Here is a 22861-nt window from a genome sequence, read left to right as displayed (position 1 = left end):
CGTCGACGTAGGAGTGTGTGGCGTCTACGCACCGGAATGCGCGCTGCTCCGTCTCCCGAGTGGACGCAGATGAGGGCCAAACCCCTGCTGTCACCTTGGTTTTGGGCGTCCCTGGCCCGATACAAAGATGTGGGTAATGGGTAGCCTGCGCAGCGGGGGAAGGGGGATGGGGGAGGGGGCTGCCGCGGGTTGCGAAGCACCCGTCGAACCCCGATCGAAGTTCTCCCCTCTCCGCACGTAGTTTGTGCGGGGAGGGGCCGGGGGCGGGGCCCCGTCAGTCCCGGTGCCAGACCTCGGCGCCGCCGCGCGTGTCGCGCCCCACTCGGCTCACGCTTTCCAGGTAGATCAGGTGCGCGCGGGCCTCGCGCAGCGCGTGCAGGAAGTTGTCCGGCGGAAGGTCGGGGAACAGGCGCAGCGTCACCTCGAACGCCGTCATCGGCCGGGTGAGCAGCTCCACCGTTTGCGTGTTTCGCGCGTCGTGGTGCGCCAGGATGCCGTCGATCCGCCCCGGCAGGTCCGCGAACGGCTCGCCGTGCGAGGGAAGCACGAGGTCTACCGGCAGCTCGCGCAGCCGCCCCAGCGAGGCCAGGTAGTCCGCCAGCGGGTTCTCGGCGTACAGGTCCGCGCCGATGTTGGGAGAGATGCGCGGCAGCACGTGGTCGCCCGCGATCAGGATGCGCCGGTCCGGGTGATAGACCGTCACGTGCCCCGGCGAGTGGCCCGGCGTGAGGATCCACTCCCACCCGCCACCCCCCGGAAGCGCGCCCCCGTCCCCCCGCAGCAGGTGGTCGGGCGGGTAGTGCCGGTAGCGCGCGTGGATGCGGTCCGACGCTTCCAGCAGCTGCCGGGCGACCTCAGCGGGGATGCCGCCCGTAAGGAAGCTGCGCTCCACCGACGGACGGTCCTGCGCCCAGCCGTTCACCCAGCGGGTGGCCAGCGCTTCCTCGCGCTCGTGGATGCTGAGCGTGGCCCCGCTCCACTCGCGGACGGGGCCGGCCAGGCCGTAGTGGTCGATGTGCGCGTGGGTGAGCACCACGTGGCGCAGCGACTCGCGCGTCACGCCGATCTGCCCGGCGCCCTCGCGCAGGGCGTCGCGGGCGGGCGGCGTGTCGATGCCCGTGTCCACCAGCACGTGCCCATCGTCGCCCTCGATCACCCATGCCGCCACCTCGCTCGGGGGGAAGGGCAGGGGAACGGAAAGGCGGTGGACCCCCGGCGCCACCTCGCGCGCCGGGGCCAGGGCTGCCGCGCTCAGGCGCCCTCGGGAAAGAAGCGCCGCCCGTCCGCCGCCATCTCCTCCAGCATCCGCGCCGGCGCGAACCGCCCGCCGAAGCGCTGCTCCAGCGCACGCAGGCGGCGCAGCACCTCGGCCGCGCCCGTGGTGTCGACGAACCAGAACGGCCCGCCGCGGAACGGCGGGAAGCCGATGCCGAAGACCGCCCCCACGTCGCCGTCGCGGGCGCTGCGCAGCACCCCCTCTTCCAGCGTCCGCACGGCCTCGTTCACCATCGCCAGCCCCAGCCGCTCCTGGATCTCCTCGGCCGGCATCGTCTTCTTGGGCGGGGTGCCGAACACGGCGTACGCGCTCTCGTCGGGGCCGCCCTTCTTGCCGTCCCCGTCGTAGCGGTAGAAGCCCTTTGCATTCTTTCGCCCGAGCCGCCCGCCGGCCACCATGCGGTCGATCAGGTCGCTGGGCGTCATGCGGGTGGCGAAGGCCGCGGCCATGATCTTTCCCGCCTTTTGCGCCACGTCCAGCCCCACCTCGTCGTACAGCGTCACCGGTCCCACGGGAAAGCCCCACTCCGTCATCGCCTCGTCCAGCTCTTCCATCCGCACGCCCTCCTGCAGCAGCAGCGCGGTCTCGGCCATGTAGGGCGACAGGATGCGGTTGACGTAGAAGCCGGGGGCGTCGTTCACCACGATGGGCGTCTTGCCGATCTTCTTGGCGTACGCGTGCGCCGTGGCCGTCACCCAGTCGGCGGTGCCGGCGTGGGTGATGATCTCCACCAGCGGCATCTTTTCCACCGGGGAAAAGAAGTGAAGGCCGATCACGTGGTCAGGCCGCGACGCCGCCTCGGCCAGGCGGGCGATGGGGATGGTGGAGGTGTTGGAGCCCAGGACGATGCCCCCGCGCGTGGCCGCCTCGATCTCGCGGATCACCCGGTGCTTCAGCTCCAGGTCTTCGAACACGGCCTCGACGATCAGGTCCGACGCGGCGAACCCCGTGTACTCCGTCGTCGGCTGTACGCGGTCCAGCAGCTTGGTGACCTCGTACTTCTTCATTCGCTTGCGCTCGGCCCGCTTCTTCAGGCTCTGGCGCGCGGTCTTGAGCCCCTTGGCGGCGGCCTCGAGCTTCACGTCCTTCAGCCGCACGCGGATTCCCGACTCGGCCGAAGCCGCGGCGATGCCCGCGCCCATGAACCCCGCGCCCACGACGGCGATCTGGTCCACGTGCTTCGGCTTGGCCTGGCTCTGCAACCCTGGATCGTTCTTGGCCGCGGTGCTGGTGAAGAAAACGTGGACCAGCGAGCGGGCCTCGGGGGTCACCGCCAGCTCGCCGAACGCCTGCGCCTCGAGCGCGAAGCCCTGCTCGATCGGCTTGTCGATCCCCCGCTCCACGACGCGGAGGAGGCGCAGCGGCGCGGGATAGAGCCCCTTGGTCTTGTCCATCACCCCCTGCCTCGCCTTGCTGAAGATCAGCCGGCGCATGGGGAGCAGGTTCTCCAGCCGCTCGGGCGAGCCCGTCGCCCGGCCCGCCTTCGCCTGGCGCGTGCGGTCCGCGAGCTCGAGCGCCACGCGGCTCGCCACGCTCAGCAGCACCGGCGCGGGGACCACCTCGTCTACGATGCCCGTCTTCATCGCCCGGCGGCCGTCGAGCTGCTTGCCCGTGAGCATCAGGTCCAGCGCGGCGCGCAGGCCGATCAGGCGGGGAAGGCGCTGCGTGCCCCCCGCGCCGGGGATGATGCCCAGCTGCACCTCGGGAAGGCCCAGCTTGGTCTTGGGGCTGTCGGTGGCGATGCGGTACGAGCAGGCCAGCGCCGTTTCCAGCCCGCCGCCCAGCGCCGCGCCGTCGATGGCCGCGACGACGGGGATGTCCAGGCGCTCCAGGCGGTTGAGCATCTCCTGCCCGGCGCGGCTGGCGGCCTCGGCGTCGGCGGGGGTGATGAAGTGCTTGAACTCCTCGATGTCGGCGCCCGCGATCCAGGTGCCCTTCTTTTCGGAGATGATGACGGCGGCGCGCACGCCGGCCTCGCCGTCTTCCAGCCGCTCCAGGATCGCGGTCATCTCGGCCAGCAGGCCGGCGGAGATGACGTTGACGGGGCGGCTGGGATCGTTCAGGCGGATCACGGCCAAGCCGTCGGCGATGTCCATCCGCACGGCGGAAGCGGTCTGCGTCGGTTCGTCCAGCATGGTCGCCATCTCACCGGCTCCTGGTTTGTTCGTTTGGGTACCGCCCCAACTTCGATCGGGGTTCGATGGGCTCGGTCGCATGCCGCGGCCGGCCCCTCCCCCGGCCCCTCCCCCGGCAAACTGCCGCCGGGAGAGGGGAGAACTTCGGTCCCGATGCGACAGGCTTCCTCGCACGCCGCGGCAGCCCCCTCCCCCCGACCCCCTGTCCCCGCTGCGCAGGGGAGGGGGAGAATTCGTATGCGCCCCGGCTTCCCCGGGCGCAAAACCCCTGTCATCCTGAGGCGCAGGCGCACCGAGCCGGCCTGCACCTCATACCACGCGCGCCGAAGGATCTAGCCTGCGCCACTTCTCAGCTTGGGCGCGGCAGCGAGCACCAATCTCTGAGACGCGTCCCCCGCGGGGCCCCTCCCCCGGCCCCTCCCCGCACGGTACTGCTGTGCGGAGAGGGGAGAACTTCGGTCCCGGAATCGACAGGACCCGTCGCATGCCGCGGGCGCCCCCCATCCCCAACCCTTCCCCCGCAAACAGCGCGGGGGAAGGGAGCCAGTTTCGTGCGCGTCCCCTGCTGCCGATGCTCGGGCTGGCGACGCTGGCCGGCCTGGGTGCACCTCGATTGCTCCGGCGCACTCGCCGGCTGCCCTCTCCCCCCGGCGCCCTCTCCCGCAAGCGGGGCGCAAGCGGGAGAGGGGGAGAACTGCCCCATGTCCTGAGCGCGCCACACGGCCCAACTCGCGCCACCGCAAGCCAGTCTGCGAAGGCAGACTTCGTGTGGTCGTTGCAGCGAATTCATTCGCCCAGGCGCCGAGGGTCTGGTCCATCGAGGCCCGGGGCGACGCCCCTGCAGGAGCCGCGTCTCTGGTTCTCGTGTCGCTGCCGCGCCTGGGCTGCGAGGCATCCGCGGCGAGATCCCACGGCCCTGCATCGCATCTGCTGCGGGCCAGTTCGGTGCGCTCGGGCCTCTGGATGACACCTCTCCGTGCAGGGCCTCCCCCGTCCTACATCGCCGACATGCCGCCGTCTACGGCCAGGACCTGGCCCGTGACGTAGCTCGCCGCGGGAGAGAGCAGGAAGAGCGCCGCGCCCAGCAGCTCGTCATCACCGCCCACGCGGCCCAGCGGCACCAGGCGCGACAGGGCCTTTTCGGCGTGGGCCAGCACGTGCTCCGTCATCTTCGTGGGAAAGAAGCCCGGTGCCACCGCGTTCACCCGAATGCCGTGGCGCGCCCACTTCACCGCCAGGTCGCGCGTCAGCGCGATCACCGCGCCCTTCGACGCGCTGTATCCCGCCGCGTCCATGATTTCCGGCGGGCTTCCCTTCATCCCCGCGATGGACGCCACGTTCAGGATGGCGCCCGGCGCGCCCCGGGCGATCAGCCGGCGCCCCAGCTCGCGCGAGCAGAGGAAGGTGCCCGTGGCGTTCACCTCCATCACCTTGCGCCAGGCGTCCACCGTCATCTCCGCGGCGGGCGCGCCCCACGTGGTGCCGGCGTTGTTCACCAGCAGGTCCACGGGGCCTAGCTCCGCCTCCGCCTGGTCGAACGCGGCCCGCACCTCGTCCTCGGACGCCACGTCCAATCGCAGTGCCAGCGTCCGCGCGCCGTACTCCCCCGCCAGCTCGCCGGCCACCTCCGCGCACGCCTCGCGCTTGCGCGAGCCCACCGCCACCGCGGCGCCCGCCTGCGCCAGCCCGCGTGCGATCTGCTCGCCCAGCCCGCGCCCGCCGCCGGTGACCAGCGCCACGCGCCCCGTCAGGTCGAACAGCTCGCTGACGCCGCGCATTCCGGTCCCGCGTCCAAGGTGGATTTCCGTCCGTCACGTGGGTTGCGCGGGACAATCTAAGCGGCGCGAAAACCCGCGCAAATGCTGAGAAACGTGAGCGCCGCTCATCCGCTCGGGACGGGCGGTGGCCGCGGAGTCAGCCCAGGCCCAGTACCCGTTCGGGCTCGGCGACCGCCTCGCGCAGGGAGCGCACCGCGACGTCGGCGGGAAGGGGGCGGGTGGGGTCGTCCACCAGGGCCACGCAGCGCATTCCCGCAGCGCGCGCCGCCGTCATCCCCGCCACGGCGTCCTCGATGACCGTGCAGCGTTCCGGCGCCACGCCCAGCCGCCGGGCCGCGAGCAGGAACACGTCCGGCGCCGGCTTTCCGCGCGGCACCTCCTCGCCCGTCGCCCGCGCGGCGAACGCATCGCCCACGCCCAGCTCGGAGAGCACCTGGTCGATGAACGACATCGGCGAGCTGGAGGCGACCGCGATGGGCACGCCGCGCGCGCCGAGCAGCGCGATCAGCTCGAGCGCCCCGTCCATCGGCACGATCCGCCCGGGGGCGCGCTCCGCCATCGTCCCCCACTTGTCCCGCGTCCACCGGGCGAACTCGCCGGCGTCCACCGGCCGGCCCAGCACCGCGGGAAGAAAATCGCGGTCGGCCATGCCGGCGTACCGGCGCGTCAGGTCGCCGGGGCCGATCGCGATCCCCCACCCGCGCAGCAGCTCGGATTCCACCTCCGAGTGAAGGCGCTGCGTGTCGGAGATCACCCCGTCCATGTCGAAGATCACGGCATCCATCCGCGGATCATACGTGCTTTCCCGCCTCGCCGCGAGCCAGGATGGAACGGGCCGGAGATCCGTTTCGCGAGACCCGGTCGTATGCCTTTGTGAGGGGGGCGAGAAGGCCGGCCCCGCGAAGACGAGAAGCGGTTGATCGCACGGTTTCGGCACCCGCGCCTGGACCGTCGAAATCGTGCGCCCATCGCTGTAGAATGTTTGTATAATCTTGGTCCGGTAAATGCATGGGGGTTCCGCCACCGGTTTGGCGTGCCCTCCTGGCGAGTCGGATGGGGGAGGCATCGGGAAGGCAGCCGCCCTCACGGGGGGCTGGGCAGGCGCACCACCACCTCTCCGCCCCGGCGGAAAGGTTTTCAATCCACTCGGACGGGGAGGAAAAGGGTCTAGATGAGACGATTGCTACCACGGCTTGCCCTGGGCGTCGCGTGCTGCGCGATGACCAGTACGGCGGCCCAGGCGCAGGACGAGATGATGATGGGGCGGCAGGTCAGCCGCTTCGATCTCGGGGTGTACGCGGGCGGGTCGCTGACCAGCGCGTGGTTCGACAGCCGGACGGTGACGCTGAACACCACCACCTCGCCGACCGAGAACGACGACGAGGAAAGCTTCGGTCCCGGGTTCGGCGGCGCCTTCGGGGCCATCGCCAACTTCTGGTTCACGCCGCGGCTGGGGCTGCGGGCGCATGGCGCCTACCTGCCCATGCAGCCGCCCCACGCGGACGGTGCGTTCGAGGGCGCTGGCGAGAGCAGCAATTTCGTGCTCAACACCTACGTGTACGACCTGAACCTGACGCTTCGCCCGTTCGTGATGAGCGGCTCGCGGGTTCTGTCGGGAATGTACGCCTTCGTGGGCGGCGGCGGGCTTACCGTCGACGTGACGGGCGAAGACCGCACGGCGTGCCTGCAGTCGTCGCTGGAGCTGGCCGCGTGCCTTCCGCTGCGGCCCAAGTACGCCACGGTGGGGCAGGGCAACGGCGGAATCGGCTTCGACCTGATTCCCCTGGGCCCCGTGTCGCTGTTCACCGAGGCGGGCGTGCACGTCTACGATTCGCCCGTGCACGTGGGCGACGCCTGGGTGCCGCGCGCCATCGCCCCCACCGGCTCGCGCGTGCGCATCGCCGACGACCGCACGGCCGTTACCGGGCGCCTGGTGCTGGGGCTGAAGGCCATGTTCGGCAACCTGCTTCCGCCGCCGCCGCCGGTGATCCTGCCGCCGCCGCCGCCGATGGTGGAGCCGGCGCCGCCCCCGCCGCCGCCGCCGCCCATGAACCCCATGCGCGACGTCCAGGTGTGCGTGGTGGAGAACGGCATGCTGCGCAACATGACGGTGCAGTACAACACGCAGACGGGCGACACCACCATGAACGGCCAGCGGTTCTCGCCGTCCATGACGGGCTACGCCGCCGGGGCCTCGTGGTTCATCAACAACGAGCCGGTGATGGTGATGGGCCGCCGCTACGTGAAGTACGGCCTGCCCCGCGTGCTCGGCGTCAACGAGGTGTCGCGAGTGGGCGAGTTCCAGGGCGTGAGCGTGTTCGCCGAGACCGGAGCCACCGGCACCCCCGAGGTGCTGTACGTGCCGGTTCGGGCGGGATGCGAGTTCCAGCCCTACCAGACGGAAACCAAGGCCGGCGCCGTTCGCGGCGACTGACGGGACGGAATCCAACCCCCGCGGCGGGTGCCGCGGGGGGCACCACCGGAGAGGCGCCACACGGCGCAGTGCTCCATCCACTTGTAGGGAGGAAACGATGACACTGGCGAAAACGCGGGGCCGACTGGGTGCGGCCGCCGTACTGACCGCCGCCGCTCTGGCGGGCGTGGCCCTGATGGCCCGCGAAGGCACCAGCTCCGACCACGTCGACACCGCCGAGGTGGAACTGAGCCCGCAGCTCGACATCAACGACGTGTACGTGTTCCCCGGCAGCACCGACGGCCGGATCGTGCTGGTGATGGACGTGGCCTCGCCCATCAACGCGCTGGGCCGCAGCATCACCCGCTTCGATCCCAACGCGCTGTACCAGTTCAAGATCGACAACAACAACGACGCCACCGAAGACCTGGTGCTGCAGTTCCTGTTCGACGAGATGAGCGACGGAACCCACCGCGTGAACGTGCTGGGGCCCGCGGCTCCGGCGGGCACGAGCCTGGGGATGAGAAACCGCCTGTTGGGCGGTCCGCTGTCGGCGGGCAACGCCTTCAACACCACGTTCACCACGCCCAACGGCATGACGGTGTTCACGGGGCCGCGCAACGATCCCTTCTACATCGACCTCGAGCAGTTCCTGCAGATCCTGCCGGACCGCCGCCCCGCCACCTTCCTGACCGAAGTGGCGACGGACAACAAGATGCCGTCGGCCTTCTGCGGCGCCGCCGCGCCGTTCGACACCACCTGCACGCCCAAGGACGCGCTGCTGGGCGCCAACACCCTGTCGATCGTGGTAGAGATGCCAGAGTCGATGCTGGGCGTGGCGGCGGGGAACGACGCCAAGCTGGGTATCTGGGCCACCATCGGCCGCTGACGGAAATGCCGCCGGCCACGCACGCGGCCGGCTGACGAGATCACCAACACGCGAGGAGTTTTACGATGTGGAAGATGAAAACGGCGGGCGCCCTGGCGTTCGCCCTGGCGGCGGCCCTGAGCGCCGGCGCCTGCAGCGAGGACGCGACACGCACGATCGTAGAGGTGCAGAAGAAGGACACGGTCACCGTCACCGTAACGGTGCGCGACACGGTCCGCATCGGCACCGCCAACCTGGTGTTCGACCAGATCGAGCGCCTGGGCAACCCCCTGGTGAGCGAGGTGTTCGTCGAGAAGCGTGAGCACGACTTCTTCAACACCACCAATCCCAACACGGACGTGGCCAACTTCCGCGACGACCTCCAGCGGTTCGTCACCGGCGTGGCCGGGCGCGACGCGGCCTACGCGAACGCGGTGGCCACGGCGCTGACGCCCGACATGCTGACGGTGTTCCCCAACCGCGCGGCCGGCGTGACGGCGGCCAACGCCGACGCCTCGGCGCTGGTGGGCTGGCTGACCTATGCGCTGTCGCCCGGAACGGGCTACGGCGGCCGCAAGCTCGACAACGACGACGCGGTCGACAAGGGCCTTTCGGTGATCTTCGGCACGGCGCTGGGCAACAACAGCAACGTCAGCCCGGGCCTGAGCACCGACAACGTACCCGACAACCAGACGGACCCCGACGTCTTCCCGTACGTCGCGGCGGCCAACTGATCGGATGAACGAACGGCGCGGGTCCCGTCTCGACGGGGCCCGCGCCGGCCGGCGCTCGCCGGCAACGCTGGATGGGTTCTGAAGAGCCGGATTTTTCGCTGAAGAGAAGGATGCGCACGATGCCCATGAAGCTCGGTCCCTCGCCCCTCGCCGCCGCCATCCTGGCGCTCGGCGCATTTGCCGCCGCCGGCGCCGCCCTGGGCGGCAAGGCCGCGCCGCGCGACGTGATGGCGGCCGAGTCGCTGGCCGGGCTGTACCCGTCGGCCGAAGCGCAGGCGGGGGAGACCGAGAAGGCGATCGCGTTCTACAACCTGCGCCTGGAAGCCGACCCGCGGAGCGCGTCGGACCAGGCCAACCTGGCCGGGCTGTACCTGCAGCGCTCGCGCGAAACGGGCGAGTTCGGCGACGTCCTGCGGGCCGAGGAGCTCGCCCGCGCCTCGCTGAAGCTGCGCAGCCGCTCCAACCCCAAGGCCTTCCGGCAGCTGGCCGCCAGCCTGCTGGCGCAGCACCGCTTCGGCGAGGCGATGACGATCGCCCGCGAGCTGGTGCGCATCTGGCCCGAAGACCCGGCCCACCGCGCGCTCCTGGGCGAGCTGCAGATGGAGGTGGGCGACTACGCGGCGGCCGAGGTCACCTTCGGCACCATCCGCCAGCACGCCGACAACCTGGCCGTGGCGCCGCGCCTGGCCCGCTGGGCCGAGCTGCACGGCCGCCCCGACGAGGCGCGCGTCATCTTCGCCGGCGCGCTGCGGCAGGCGCTGTACCGCACCGACTTCACCGGCGAGCAGGTGGCCTGGTACTACCTGCGCCTGGGCGACGTGGAGCTTCGCGCGGGCGACGTGGACGCGGCCGAGAGCGCCTTCCGCTCGGGGCTGGTGATTGCCCCCGGCGACTACCGGCTGCTTTCCGCCATGGCGCGGCTGGAGCTGGCGCGCGGCCGATACGCGAAGGCGGCGGAGCTGGGCGAGCAGGCGACGGCGACCGTGCTGGACCCGGCCACCCTTGGAATCGTCAGCGAGGCGTACGCGCTGCAGGGCGACCGCGAGCGGGCCGACGAGTACGCGGGGGCCATGAAGGTGGCCGTGCAGGGGCAGGCCGCCGGCATTCACCGCGAGTGGGGCCTCTTCCTGCTGGACCACGGCGGCGACGTGGCGATGGTGACGGAGCGCGCCCGGGCCGAGCTGGCCGAGCGGCGCGACGTGTACGGGCACGACCTGATGGCGTGGGCGCTGTTCCGCGCGGGCCGCCCCGCCGAGGCGCGGGCGCAGATCAAGCAGGCGCTGCGGCTGGGCACGCGCGATCCCCTGCTCTTCTTTCACGCGGGGATGATCGAGCGCGCCGCGGGCGATGACGAGGCCGCGCGCCGGCACCTGCGCCAGGCGCTGGAGCTGAACCCGCGCTTCCACCCGCGCCACGCGGCCACCGCACGTGCCGTGCTCGATTCCATTCCGGGCGGCGGGCGCCTGCGCCTGCCCTGGTGAAAGGGACGTTGAGATGAGCGACTTCCTGGCGTTTGCGCAGCTCGGGTTCCGGCACATCACCGACCCCAACGGGCTGGACCACGTGCTGTTCCTGCTGGTGCTGGCGGCCATCTACCGCCCGGCGGACTGGCGCCCGGCGCTGTGGGTGGTGACGGCCTTCACCGTGGGCCACTCCATCACGCTGGCCCTGGCCGTCACCGGGCTGCTCGCCCTGCCCACGCCACTGATCGAGTTCCTGATCCCCGTCACCATCGTGGCGACGGCCATCGAGAACCTGGTGCAGCGCGACCGGCAGGACGGCTGGCGGATGCGCGCCCGGCCCGTGTTCGCGGGGGTGTTCGGCCTGGTGCACGGCGCCGGGTTCGCCAACTACCTGCGCAGCCTGTTCATGGATGACCTTGCCGTGCCGCTGGTGGGCTTCAACGTGGGGCTGGAGATCGGCCAGGTACTCGTACTGGCCGGCGCGTTCGCGGCCTTCGCCGCGCTCGACCGCCTGATCGGGCTGGTGAAGCTTCCCGCCCGCGCGCCGGCCCCGGTGCGGCTTCGCGTGATCGCGGTTTCGTCCGCGGTGGCCGTGGTGGCCTGCGCCTGGGCGGTGGAGCGCAGCCCGTGGTAACTCGCCGCTGGCTCTGCCTGCTCCTGGTGGGGGCGACGGCGCTGGTGGCGGGCGCGGCGCGGCCGGCCGCGCATCCGCTGCACACCACGCTGACGGAGCTGAAGGCCGGCGCGGACGGGGCGGTGCAGGTGCAGATGCGCGTCTTTGCCGACGACTACGGGCGCGCGGTCGCCACGGCACGGGGGGCCACGCTCAACGAGCGCGAACGCGTGTACGTGGGCTCATCGTTCGTGCTGCGCGAGCGGAACGGGCGCGCGGTGCGATTCCAATGGTGCGGTACGCGGTACCAGGGCGAGGTGGTGTGGGTGTGCCTTCGCGGCGCCGCGGCCAGCGGGGTGCGCGGCGGGCAGGTGCGCAACGCCATGCTCTTCAACCTGTACCAGGACCAGGTGAACGTGGTGCGGGCGCAGTACGCCGGACGCGCGCGCAGCCTTCTCTTTACCCCCGGCGACGGCGCGCGGCCTCTGCCGTAAGTGCGTCCCGGGCAGGTGGATCCGAGATCGGCGGGGCGGCCGCCTATAAAACCGACGCTACCCCCGTAGATGGAGTCTCCGGGCACGGGTGATGGCGCGCCGTCCCGACCACCCGCCGGTGGCCCACGCGAACCCTGATATCGTAGATGCGGATGGCTGGACGATCGCCGGGCAGGTCGAAGATGCACGCCTGGCGGATCGTTCTGCTTCCGGTGCTGCTTGCCTGTGCAATCGGGCTCGGCACGTCGCACATCGGCCACGCCGGATTGCTCTCGCTGCACCTGGCGACCGCCCATCACGAGACGCCTCCGCCGCCCCCGGCCGATCCGCCTCCCGCGATCCACACGCAGGCCGTCGTGCACGTCGCCCCTTCGGATGAGCCGCACGAGCATTCCGGGCGTGGAACCGACGCGCACGAGCATCCGGCGCATCATGCCGGAACGCACGAGCATCCGCGGGACGAGGATCATCACCACGCGGCTGATCGGCACGAGCCTGCGCCACCGGCGGAGCGGCCGATCGCGAACGCGCCGCACGAGCACGGCGGTCTGATCCACACCCACGACCCGCGGTCCGACGAGGAGCTGGTGCTTCCATCGGCACCGTACTCCGAATTCTACCTTCCTGCATCCGCGGCATCCCTGCCGCGCGTCGCACGGAACCGGTCGCGCACGCCGTGGATCGTCGCGGCGCCGGACCAGGCCGTTCCCTCCATCGAATCTCCCCCGCCCCAACTGCCGGGCTGAAGTCGTTTTTCAGCTTTTTCTCGCCTGGTTCCCAAGCGCGCGTGCGCTCGGCGGACCAGGCGCGGGGTGCGCGTTCGCATGCCCGAATCCGGCCGCGCCTGCGCAGCCGGATCCAGGCCCGCGCATCCCTGAAACCCGGCAAATCACGGACAGGGGACATTCGGGACGATGATCGATCCACACACAGGAACACACGAGCGAGCGCACCGTCTGACGAGGGCGATCCTGCTCGCGGCGCTGATGGGCATCGGTGGCGCGGGCGCGGCTGACGCGCAGACGCAGCCGGCGAGGCGCGACACGGCCGCGGCACCGGTGGTGATGGACACCATCAGCGTCACGGGCCGCATCGACGACTTGATCGGCATCGCGGGCACCGCGTCGGAGGGCTACGTGGGCGCGGCGGACCTTCGCTCGCGCCCCATCACGCGAGAGGGTGAGCTGCTGGAGACGGTGCCCGGGGTGATCGTCACCCAGCACTCGGGCGAGGGAAAGGCGAACCAGTACTTCGTCCGCGGCTTCAACCTGGACCACGGGACGGATTTCCAGACGCGGATCGAAGGGATGCCCGTCAACATGCCCACGCACGGCCACGGGCAGGGGTGGACGGACCTGAACTTCCTGATCCCGGAGCTGGTGGATCACCTGGAATACAAGCTGGGCGTCTACCACGCCGAGCTGGGTGACTTCGGCAGCGCGGGCGGCGCCGTGTTCCACCTGGTGCGCCGGCTGGACCGCCCCTTCGCCACCGTATCCGGCGGGCAGAACGGCCTGGCGCGCGTGGCGGCGGGCGCATCGGCCCCGGTGGGTGCCGGCGACTTCCTCGTCGCGGTGGAAGCGAAGTCGTACGACGGGCCGTGGGAGATGGGGCAGGACCTGCGCAAGCTCAGCGGCGTGGCGCGGTATTCGTGGGAGCGCGGGCCGTCGCGGTTCTCGCTGCTGGGGATGGCGTACCGCAGCCGGTGGAACGCGACGGACCAGATTCCCGCCCGCGCGGTGGCGAGCGGGTTGGTGGGCCGGTTCGGGCAGATCGAGGAGGATGACGGCGGAGATTCGGAGCGCTTCAGCCTGGCGGGCTCGTGGAGCCGCACACTGCCGGGCGCGGTGCAGCAGGTGCAGGTGTACGGCATCCATTCCGACCTGGACCTGTACTCCAACTTCACCTACTATCTGGACGACCCGGCGCAGGGAGACCAGTTCAACCAGGTGGACCGGCGCTCGGTGCTGGGGGTGGACGCCAAGCACGCGCATGACGTCCGCGGCCTGGGCGCCGCGCACCTGCTCTCCGTGGGACTGCAGGCCCGCACGGACGGCATCGGCGGGCTGGGGCTGCACCGGACCCGCGCACAGGAGCGCGTCGGGACGGTGCGGGAAGACCGCGTCCGGCAGTCCTCGACGGGCGTTTTCCTGGAGGCGGATTCCCGCTGGAGCTCGCGCTTCCGCACGGTGCTGGGCCTGCGCGCGGACGGCTACGCGTTCGACGTCGAGAGCGACCGGGCGGAGAACTCGGGGCGTCGTGCGGCGGGCATCGTCAGCCCCAAGGCATCGCTCATCTTCTCTCCGTCGCGGCAGACGGAGCTGTACCTGAGCGGCGGATACGGATTTCACAGCAACGACGCGCGCGGCACCACCATCACCGTCGATCCCATCAGCGGCGATCCGGCGGCGCGGGTGGATCCCCTCGTGCGCTCCCGCGGGGCGGAGCTCGGCATCCGGGCGGCGCCCGTGCAGGGCCTGCGCTCCACGCTGACGGTGTGGGGGCTGGAGCTGGACAGCGAGCTGCTGTTCGTGGGCGACGCGGGGGCGACGGAGCCCAGCGCGACGAGCAGGCGGAGCGGCGTGACCTGGGCCAACTTCTACCGGCCGATCCCATCGCTTTCCATTGACGCCGACGTGTCGTTCGCGCGGGCGCGGCTGGCGGACGTGCCGGTGGAGGAGAGCCGGATTCCCGGCGCGCTGGAGAACGTCTTCGCCGGCGGCATCGCCTGGATGCCGGAGCGGGGGCTGACTGGCGCGCTGCGGCTGCGGCACTTCGGGGCGTACCCGCTGATCGAGGACAACAGCGTCCGCGCGGACCCGGCGACGCTCTTCAACGCGGAAGCCGGCTACGCCTTCGCCTCGGGGCTGCGGGTGGAGGCCACCGTGCTGAACCTGCTGGATTCCAACGCAAGCGACATCCAGTACTACTACGCGTCGCGGCTGCCGGGCGAGCCGGCGGGCGGCGTGGAAGACGTACACTTTCACCCCGTGGAGCCGCGCCAGCTCAGGCTTTCGCTCCACTGGGCGTTCTGAACTGCAACAGCAATCCCACACGGAGGGCACGGAGGGCACAGAGGAAAAAGAAGGAGACAATATCTCCTCCGCCGTTCCTCCGTGTCCTCCGTGCCCTCCGTGTGAGGCCTTCTTTTTTCAGCCGATGCGCTCGAGCAGGGCCACGGGGAAGTTCGCGAAGACGTCCTCGACGTTCAGCGATCCATCCGCCCCCGACAGCTCCTCGCCCGTGAGCACGTTGCGGTAGCGGCCGGCCAGGTGCGCCGGCAGCGTCAGGCGCGTCCCCGCGAAGTCACCCGCCTCCGGCAGCGCGAATTCGCGAACCCGCGTAAGCTTCGCCACCAGGCGCGGCACCACGGCGATCACCGCCGCGCCCTCCGCCGTCCGCGCGAAGGCCACCACGTGCTCCGCCTTCTCTCCCTCCGACTCCAGAGGCACGTAGTCGCCCGTCCCGAACACCGCGGGATAGGCCGCGCGCAGCCGCAGCCCGGACTGTACGACGTGAAGCTTGATCCGCCCGTCGTGCCAGTTGTCGACGAGATCCCGCGCCGCCGCCACGCCGTCGCCATCCTCCGCGCGGCGCTTCAGGTCGTCCATCAGCCGGCGGCGGAGGTCGAAGTCCACGGGACGGCGGTTGTCGGGATCCACCAGCGAGAAGTCCCAGATCTCCTGCCCCTGGTAGATGTCGGGCACGCCGGGTGAGGCCAGCTTCACCAGCGTCTGCGCTAGCGAGTTCACCATCCCCAGCCGTGAGACCAGGGGATGAAACTCCGCCAGGCTTTCCACGAACGCATTCTCGCCCGGACGAAGCACGTCGGCCACGAAGTCGCGCAGCCCCTGGTCGTACGCCTCCGACGGGTTGATCCAGCTGGTGTGCATCTTGGCCTCGCGCGTGGCCTTTTCCATGTACGCCTGCACCCGGCCGATGAAGTCCTGCCGGGCCTGGTCGCTGGTGTCCGCGAACGGCCAGGCGCCCACGATGGTCTGGTACAGCAGGTACTCGTCGTTCGCGTGCGGAATGGGCCGCCGCTCGGTCCCCCGCTTGAAGCGCGCGTTCTCCGCCGCCCACGCGTTCACCCGGTCCGACCACAGCACCGGGATCTCGGAAAGCACGTTGATCCGGGCGCGCACGTCCTCGCTGCGCTTGGTGTCGTGCGTGCTGCTGGCCGACATGGCGTGCGGCCAGCGCTCGGCGCGCTCCAGGTTGAAGGCGTGGAACTCGTCGGGGCTGATTCCGAAGCGGTCGGGCTCGCCGCCCACCTCATTCAGCGAGATCAGCCGGTTGAAGACGTAGAAGGTGGTGTCTTCCACCCCCTTGGCCATCACCGGACCCGTCAGCTGCTGCACCTTCATCACGAAGCGCGCGTGCTGCTGCCGCGCCTCCTCGTCCAGCGAATCGGGCCACTCCAGCAGCAGCGTGTCGCGAACGAAGTCGAAGAGCGAACTGGGCATGTTGTGGTTGCGCTCGCGCGCCAGCTCCACCGCCTGCATCACGTAGCCGCGGTCGCGCTCAATGATCCTGCCGGCAAAGGCGTCGATGTAGGTGCGGTAGACGGGAAAGCAGGCGATCACCTCGCGCAGCGCGTCGCGAAGGCTGCCCCAGGTGAAGTCGCGGTAGCAGCGGTTCTGCTCGCTGATGCGGTCCAGCATGGTGGTCAGCACCGTGAGCTCGCTGACGAGCGAGGTGCGCAGGATCAGCAGCTTCTTCTGGTAGACCAGGTCTTCGAAGTCCGTCCGCTGCCCCGTGAACGTGCGGTAGATGGCGTCCAGCGCCGCCTCGTTCCCCGGGTCTACGAACAGGCCGTTGACGCGGTTCATGTACTCGTAGCCCACCGTTCCCGCCACTGGCCACTCCTCCGGAAGCGTCTCGTCGCCGGTCAGGATCTTTTCCACCAGCACGTAGAAGCGCTCCTTCGCGTCCAGCCCCACGCACTCGCGCTGCAGGTCGCGCAGGTAGCCCTGCGGATCGAACAGCCCGTCGGGGTGGTCGATGCGCAGCCCCGTCACGTGCCCCTCGCGCACCATGCGCAGGATCAGCTCATGCGAGTCGTGGAAGACCGCGGGCAGCTCCGTGCGCAGCCCCGCCAGGTCGTTGACGTCGAAGAAGCGCCGGTAGTTGATCTCCTCCGCCGCCACCCGCCAGAACGCAAGCCGGTACGCCTGGTCGTTCAGCAGCGTGGCCAGGCGGTCGAACGAGTGGGGCTCGCCCGGCGTGCCGTTGAACTCGGCGACGGCCGCATCCAGCGCCTCGCGCACCGCGTCGGAGGTTCCGTACAGCACGTCCAGCCGCCGGCGGGCGACCACGCGCTCGCGGTCGCGTTCGGTGACGCTTTCCGGGTCGGTGCTGGCCCGCGGCGGCAGGTGGCGCAGGGCGGTGAGAATGCTTTCCAGCTCCATGCGGTCGGGGTGGTCGGCCGCCAGCCCGGTCTTTTCCATCGCCAGCTGCAGCACGGGCGCGGTGGCGCCGGGGGCCACGGGAAGCACGGTCTCGTAGTACTCCACCCGGAACTGGCCGTCCTCGTACACCAGCTTCAGCTCGCCCGCCTCGAGCACGCAGCCGAACTGGTCGCCCAGCACGGGAAGCAGCACCTTGCCGTGCAGCTCGGGGTTCAGCGGCTCCCAGTCGATGTCGAAGTAGCGGGCGTAGGGCGAGGCGGGCCCGTTTTCCAGCACGCTCATCCACCACGGGTTCCGGTGGCCGCGCACGCCCATGGCCACGCCCATGTGGTTGGGAACGATGTCGAGCAGGTGGCCCATGTTCTGCTCACGCAGCGCCGCCGTCATGCGCGCGTGGTCGTGCTCGGTGCCGATCTCGCGGTTGAGCGTGCGGTGGTCCACGATGTCGTAGCCGTGCATGCTGCCCGGGCGGGCCTGCAGGTACGGCGACGCGTACAGGTCGCTGATCCCCAGCTCTGCCAGGTACGGAACGATGTCGGCGGCCTGCCGGAAGGTGAACCCGGCGTGCAGCTGCAGGCGATAGGTGGACGAGGGAACGCGGGTGGGCGCTCCCGGGGTGGTTTCGGGCTGGTTCACGGTCTGCCTTGTAAATTCCGGTGCTCGTCGCTGCCGTCGGGATGCGGCGCGGGCCGGCGCGCGGCGAGGCAAGATCCGGGCGAACGCGGGCCCAGCGGGTTCCCCTCCCCCGGCCCCTCCCCCGCAAACCGCGCGGGAGAGGGGGGAACTTCGGGCGGGGTTCGACAAGAGGGTCGGCGCATGCCGCGGCGGGCCCCTCCCCCAGCCCCTCCCCCGGCAAACTGCGCCGGGAGAGGGGGGAACTTGAGTTGCGGGTTGGCGGGTTTTCGGTGCATGCCTTGGGAGCCCCCTCCCCCCGTCCCCCGCTGCGCAGGGGAGGGGGAGACCTGAACCAGCGCTTCGGCTGGCCCCGCGCACTCGACTGGCTCCCTTCCCCCGCGCAGTTTGCGGGGGAAGGGCTGGGGATGGGGGGCGCCGGCCCGAGCACCGGGCCTGGCCTGACGCACCATACTCTGAAGTGTACCCCCTGCGGTGCGCACGGCGGACTTCGTGCCTTTGAAAGACGCGGCTGCGACACGTTCGCCGCCCGCGAAACGACGGAAGGAACCGACGGAATGGAATTCGACCAGAACACCGATAGCGAGCAGCCGCAGCCCCACGGGCTTCACCCCGACCAGGCCCCGACCGTGCCCTCGGGCCCCGTCAAGCGCCAGCCGGAGATGTACGTCCCGGGCTTCCTGGAAACGGCGGTCACCGCCTGGCCCGGCAAGCCCTTTCCCCTCGGCGCCACCTGGGACGAAAAGACCGGAGGCACCAACTTCGCCATCTACTCCGAGCTCGCCGTCGAGGTGGAGCTCTGCATCTTCGAAACCCCCGACGACCCCGAGCCTTCGCGCACCTACCGCCTGCGCGAGCGCACCGCCTTCGTGTGGCACGGCTTCGTCGAGGGGATCGGGCCCGGAACGTTCTACGGCTATCGCATCAACGGGCCGTACGATCCCAGCCTGGGACACCGCTGCAACCCGTTCAAGCTGCTGATCGATCCGTACGCCCGCGCGCTGGCCGGCAAGGTTGACTGGAGCGCCCGCGAGCGCGGCGAGGGCATGCCGTTCGGCTACCTGATGGACCAGCCCGGCGAAGACTTCGTCCTCGACGACGAGTTCGACTACCGCGCCGTGCCCAAGGGCGTGGTCATCGACGGCCATTTCGACTGGGGCGACGACCGGCGGCCCGACACGCCCTGGTACCAGACGGTGATCTACGAGGCCCACGTGAAGGGCCTCACCATGCTTCACCCCGACATCCCCGAAGACATCCGCGGTACGTACCGCGCCGTGTCGCACCCGGCCATCATCGAGCACCTGAAGTCGCTGGGCGTTACCGCCATCGAGCTGCTGCCGGTGCACGAGATCGTCGACGACTCGTTCCTGGTGGAGCGGGGGCTGCGCAACTACTGGGGCTACAACACCATCAACTACTTCGCCCCGGCGGGCCGCTACTCCTCGGTGCGCGGCTTCTGCGACCAGGTGCGCGAGTTCAAGGAGATGGTCAAGGCGCTGCACGAGGCCGGGATGGAGGTGATCCTGGACGTGGTGTACAACCACACGGCCGAGGGCAACCACATGGGGCCCACCCTTTCGTTCAAGGGCATCGACAACCCCACGTACTACCGCCAGGTGCCCGGCAATCCCCGGTTCTACATGGACTACACGGGAACGGGCAACTCGCTGAACATGCGCCATCCGCAGACGCTGCAGCTGGTGATGGACAGCCTGCGCTACTGGGTTCAGGAGATGCACGTCGACGGCTTCCGCTTCGACCTGGCCTCTACCCTGGCGCGCGAGCTTCACGAGGTGGACCGGCTGTCGGCGTTCTTCGACATCGTGCACCAGGACCCGGTCATCAGCCAGGTGAAGCTGATCGCCGAGCCCTGGGACGTGGGCGAGGGCGGATACCAGGTGGGCAACTTTCCCGTCCTCTGGGCCGAGTGGAACGGCAAGTACCGCGACACCGTGCGCGCCTACTGGCGGGGCGACGAGGGAAAGCTGGGCGAGCTGGGCTACCGGCTGACGGGGAGCAGCGACCTGTACGAAAGCGACGGCCGCCGGCCGCACGCCAGCATCAACTTCGTGATCGCGCACGACGGCTTCACGCTGAACGACCTGGTCAGCTACAACCACAAGCACAACGAAGCCAACGGCGAAAACAACCAGGACGGCGACAACAACAACCACTCCTTCAACTTCGGCGTCGAGGGGCCCACCGACCGGCAGGACATCATCCGCGCCCGCGAGCGGCAGAAGCGCAACTTCATGACGACGCTCCTGCTTTCCCAGGGCGTGCCCATGATCTGCCACGGCGACGAGATGGGCCGCACGCAGCACGGCAACAACAACGCGTACGCGCAGGACAACGAGCTGGCGTGGGTGCACTGGGACCTGGGCGAGCGCGACCGCGAGATGCTGGAGTTCACCCGGCGCGTGGCACGCCTTCGCCGCGACCATCCCACCTTCCGGCGCAGCAAGTTCTTCCGCGGGCGGGAGATCCGCGGCAGCGACGTGCGTGACGTCATGTGGCTGACCCCCGCCGGCAAGGAGATGACGGACGAGGAGTGGAACGTTGGATACGTGCGCTGCTTCGGGATGGCGCTGGGCGGCGAGGCCATGGAAGAGTGGAACGAGCGCGGCGAGCAGATCACCGACCAGAACTTCCTGCTGCTCTTCAACGTGGACGGGGGAGACATCGAGTTCACCCTTCCCGACCTGGGCGTTTCGCGCGGGTGGTGCGTGATGCTCGACACCGCGCGCCCCGAGGTGCAGGAAAAATCCGTCTGCTATCCCGACGGTGCCACGTTCACGATGGCGGGCCGGTCGATGGTGGTGCTGATCGAGGACGAGGCGAGGGAAGGTGAGTGAATCCAGCGAGTGGCGCCTGCCCTTCGGCGCCAACGTAGTAGACGGAGGAGTGGAGTTCCGCGTCTGGGCGCCCGCCAGCGAGCAGGTGGACGTCGTCATCTACGGCCCCGATGCCGAGCGCGTCGTACCGCTGGATGCCGGGGCGGACGGATACTTCGCCGCGACCGTCCCCGGCGTGGGTGCCGGGGCGCGCTACAAGTTCCGGCTGGATGGCGAGAGCGCCTTCCCCGACCCTGCGTCGCGCCACCAGCCCGACGACGTGCACGAGGCGTCGGCGGTCGTCGATCCATCCGCCTTTGCGTGGACGGACTCGGCGTGGCGGGGGCTGGCGGACGACGACGACCTGGTGATCTACGAGGTGCACGTAGGCACGGCCGCGGACGAGGGGACGTTCGACGCACTGATCGAGCGGCTGGACGAGATTGTGGCGCTGGGCGCCAACGCCGTCGAGCCGATGCCGGTGGCCGAGTTTCCCGGCGCCCGCAACTGGGGATACGACGGCGTGTTCCTGTATGCGCCCGAGTCGTCGTACGGCGGGCCCGACGCGTTCCGCCGCTTCGTCAACGCGGCGCACGGGCGCGGGCTCGCGGTGATCCTGGACGTGGTCTACAACCACCTTGGGCCCGAGGGCAACTACCTGCACGCCATCACCGGCGGCCGGTACTTCACCGACCGCCACTGCACCCCTTGGGGCGACGCCATCGACTACGAAAAAAAGCCGGTGCGCGAGTTCGCCATCCAGAACGCTATCCACTGGGCGCGCGAGTACCACGTGGACGGCCTGCGGCTCGATGCGACGCACGCCATTTTGGACGATTCGCCCACGCACGTGCTGACAGAGCTGGCCGAGCGGGTGCGCGCGTCGGTGGACCGCCGCTTCGTGCTGATCGCCGAGGACGAGCGCAACGAACGGCGCGTGGTCCTTCCCCCGCCCGAGGGGCACGGGCTGGACGGCGTGTGGGCTGACGACTTTCACCACCAGGTGCGGCGGCACACGGCGGGCGACCACGAGGCGTACTTCAGCGACTACACCGGCTCCGCGGCCGACCTCGTGAAGACGCTGCAGCGCGGCTGGTTCTACGAGGGGCAGGTGTCCCAGAACCACGAGGCGCCGCGCGGAACGGAGGCGGCGGGGCTGCCGCCCGGCGCGTTCGTGCACTGCATTCAGAACCACGACCAGGTGGGCAACCGCGCCATGGGCGACCGGCTGACGGACGGCGTTCCGCTGCCGGTGTACCGCGCCGCCTCGGCCGTGCTGCTCTTTTCGCCGTACACGCCGCTCCTGTGGATGGGGCAGGAGTGGGCCGCGTCGACGCCCTTCCAGTACTTCACCGACCACCCGGAAGAGTTGGGGAAGCTGGTGACGGAGGGGCGGCGCAAGGAGTTCGGCAAGTTCAGCGCGTTCGCCGATCCTGAGGTGCGCGAGAAGATCCCCGACCCGCAGGCGGCGGCCACGTTCGCGAACAGCAAGCTTCGCTGGGACGAGCGCGAGCGGATGCCGCACTCCGGCATCCTGGAGCTGTACCGCGAGCTGCTGCGCCTGCGCCGCACGCACCCGGCCCTGCGCCGCCGCACCCGCGAGGGCTTCGACGCCGTGGCGCTGGGCGAGCACGCGCTGGCCCTCCGCCGCACCGGCGAGGGCGGAAGCGCGCTGCTGCTCGTCGCCTCCTTCGGCGGCGCGCTGGATGTGGACCTCTCCACGGCGCCCGAGACGCAGCCCGTGGGCGGCGGAACGTGGGAACTGCTGCTGTCCACGGAGGAGGGACGGTTCGGCGCGGAGACGGAGGGCGAGGTGGCGCGCCTGTCGCCGCACGGGCGGCTGGAGATGCGCGGGCCAGGGGCCGTGGTGCTGGCGGCAGGGCCCCCCACCCGGCCGCGCTGACACCGTCCTCAGCCCTGCGGGGGCGACTGAAGTCGCGGCAACGAAGGCCCAAAGTCCGCCTTCGCGGACTGCGTCCGCCAGTCGAGTGTGCGGGGCCAGCCGAAGCACGATCGAATTCTCCCTTTCTCCCGCTTGCGGGGGAGAGGGCCGGGGAGAGAGGGCTGCCAGGGGCATGCGCCGAGATCAGTCGAAGCGCAACGTTCCTGTGCCAGCGTTCCTCGACGAGTGCACTCGCCTAACCGAAGCGCACCACACTGGCTCCCTTCCCCCGCGCAGTTTGCGGGGGAAGGGCTGGGGATGGGG

Annotated in this window: 15 protein-coding genes; 10 read left to right on the top strand and 5 right to left on the bottom strand. The window is 70.3% G+C overall.

Annotated features, from left to right (window positions below):
- Nucleotides 1-274: 274 nt before the first annotated feature.
- The 4 genes from VF632_RS08230 to VF632_RS08215 all read right to left on the bottom strand — a co-directional run bounded on the left by VF632_RS08230 (nucleotide 275) and on the right by VF632_RS08215 (nucleotide 5973).
- Nucleotides 275-1222 (bottom strand): MBL fold metallo-hydrolase, encoded by a 948-nt coding sequence (locus tag VF632_RS08230; RefSeq protein ID WP_331022395.1) that lies wholly within the window; start codon nucleotides 1220-1222, stop codon nucleotides 275-277.
- A 29-nt stretch (nucleotides 1223-1251) separates the two neighbouring features.
- Entirely contained in the window at nucleotides 1252-3420 is a 2169-nt protein-coding gene (locus tag VF632_RS08225; RefSeq protein ID WP_331022394.1) for a 3-hydroxyacyl-CoA dehydrogenase NAD-binding domain-containing protein, read from the bottom strand.
- A gap of 986 nt (nucleotides 3421-4406) precedes the next feature.
- A complete protein-coding gene (locus VF632_RS08220) occupies nucleotides 4407-5189 on the bottom strand; it encodes a glucose 1-dehydrogenase (RefSeq protein WP_331022393.1) in 783 nt (260 codons plus the stop codon).
- Between the two features lie 136 nt (nucleotides 5190-5325).
- The gene (locus VF632_RS08215; RefSeq protein WP_331022392.1) at nucleotides 5326-5973 is read right to left on the bottom strand and encodes an HAD family phosphatase; all 648 of its coding nucleotides are present in this window, start codon (nucleotides 5971-5973) and stop codon (nucleotides 5326-5328) included.
- 435 nt (nucleotides 5974-6408) lie between these two features.
- On the opposite strand from VF632_RS08215, the gene VF632_RS08210 reads away from it, so the two are divergent.
- From VF632_RS08210 to VF632_RS08175, 8 genes are all read left to right on the top strand, one after another.
- Nucleotides 6409-7623 (top strand): hypothetical protein, encoded by a 1215-nt coding sequence (locus tag VF632_RS08210; protein WP_331022391.1) that lies wholly within the window; start codon nucleotides 6409-6411, stop codon nucleotides 7621-7623.
- 97 nt (nucleotides 7624-7720) lie between these two features.
- Nucleotides 7721-8491, top strand: a complete 771-nt coding sequence (locus VF632_RS08205) for a DUF4331 family protein (RefSeq protein ID WP_331022390.1) — start codon at nucleotides 7721-7723, stop codon at nucleotides 8489-8491.
- Nucleotides 8492-8556: 65 nt separating this feature from the next.
- Nucleotides 8557-9204, top strand: coding sequence for a DUF4331 family protein (locus VF632_RS08200; protein ID WP_331022389.1), 648 nt, complete (start codon nucleotides 8557-8559; stop codon nucleotides 9202-9204).
- A gap of 119 nt (nucleotides 9205-9323) precedes the next feature.
- The gene (locus VF632_RS08195) at nucleotides 9324-10685 is read left to right on the top strand and encodes a tetratricopeptide repeat protein (protein ID WP_331022388.1); all 1362 of its coding nucleotides are present in this window, start codon (nucleotides 9324-9326) and stop codon (nucleotides 10683-10685) included.
- A 13-nt stretch (nucleotides 10686-10698) separates the two neighbouring features.
- Nucleotides 10699-11301: a HupE/UreJ family protein gene (locus tag VF632_RS08190; RefSeq protein ID WP_331022387.1), complete on the top strand. Its 603-nt coding sequence runs from the start codon at nucleotides 10699-10701 to the stop codon at nucleotides 11299-11301.
- Nucleotides 11295-11774, top strand: a complete 480-nt coding sequence (locus VF632_RS08185) for a DUF6702 family protein (RefSeq protein WP_331022386.1) — start codon at nucleotides 11295-11297, stop codon at nucleotides 11772-11774. The genes VF632_RS08190 and VF632_RS08185 overlap by 7 nt, the downstream gene beginning before the upstream one ends.
- 152 nt (nucleotides 11775-11926) lie before the next feature.
- Nucleotides 11927-12520, top strand: coding sequence for a hypothetical protein (locus VF632_RS08180; RefSeq protein WP_331022385.1), 594 nt, complete (start codon nucleotides 11927-11929; stop codon nucleotides 12518-12520).
- 168 nt (nucleotides 12521-12688) lie between these two features.
- Entirely contained in the window at nucleotides 12689-14809 is a 2121-nt protein-coding gene (locus VF632_RS08175; RefSeq protein ID WP_331022384.1) for a TonB-dependent receptor, read from the top strand.
- A 117-nt stretch (nucleotides 14810-14926) separates the two neighbouring features.
- Here VF632_RS08175 and treY read toward each other — a convergent pair whose 3' ends face one another.
- Complete coding sequence (gene treY / locus VF632_RS08170) at nucleotides 14927-17821, bottom strand: malto-oligosyltrehalose synthase (protein ID WP_331022383.1); 2895 nt, start codon at nucleotides 17819-17821, stop codon at nucleotides 14927-14929.
- Nucleotides 17822-18480: 659 nt separating this feature from the next.
- Between treY and glgX the strand changes: the two genes are divergently transcribed.
- A complete protein-coding gene (gene glgX, locus VF632_RS08165) occupies nucleotides 18481-20676 on the top strand; it encodes a glycogen debranching protein GlgX (RefSeq protein WP_349263984.1) in 2196 nt (731 codons plus the stop codon).
- Nucleotides 20669-22558 (top strand): malto-oligosyltrehalose trehalohydrolase, encoded by a 1890-nt coding sequence (gene treZ / locus VF632_RS08160; RefSeq protein WP_331022381.1) that lies wholly within the window; start codon nucleotides 20669-20671, stop codon nucleotides 22556-22558. Before glgX ends, treZ begins: the two co-directional genes overlap by 8 nt.
- Nucleotides 22559-22861 lie beyond the last annotated feature (303 nt).

Origin of the sequence: Longimicrobium sp. (assembly GCF_036388275.1) — a bacterium.
In the GTDB taxonomy this organism is placed as follows: Bacteria; Gemmatimonadota; Gemmatimonadetes; order Longimicrobiales; family Longimicrobiaceae; genus Longimicrobium.
This window is presented reverse-complemented; position numbering and strand designations above follow the sequence as displayed.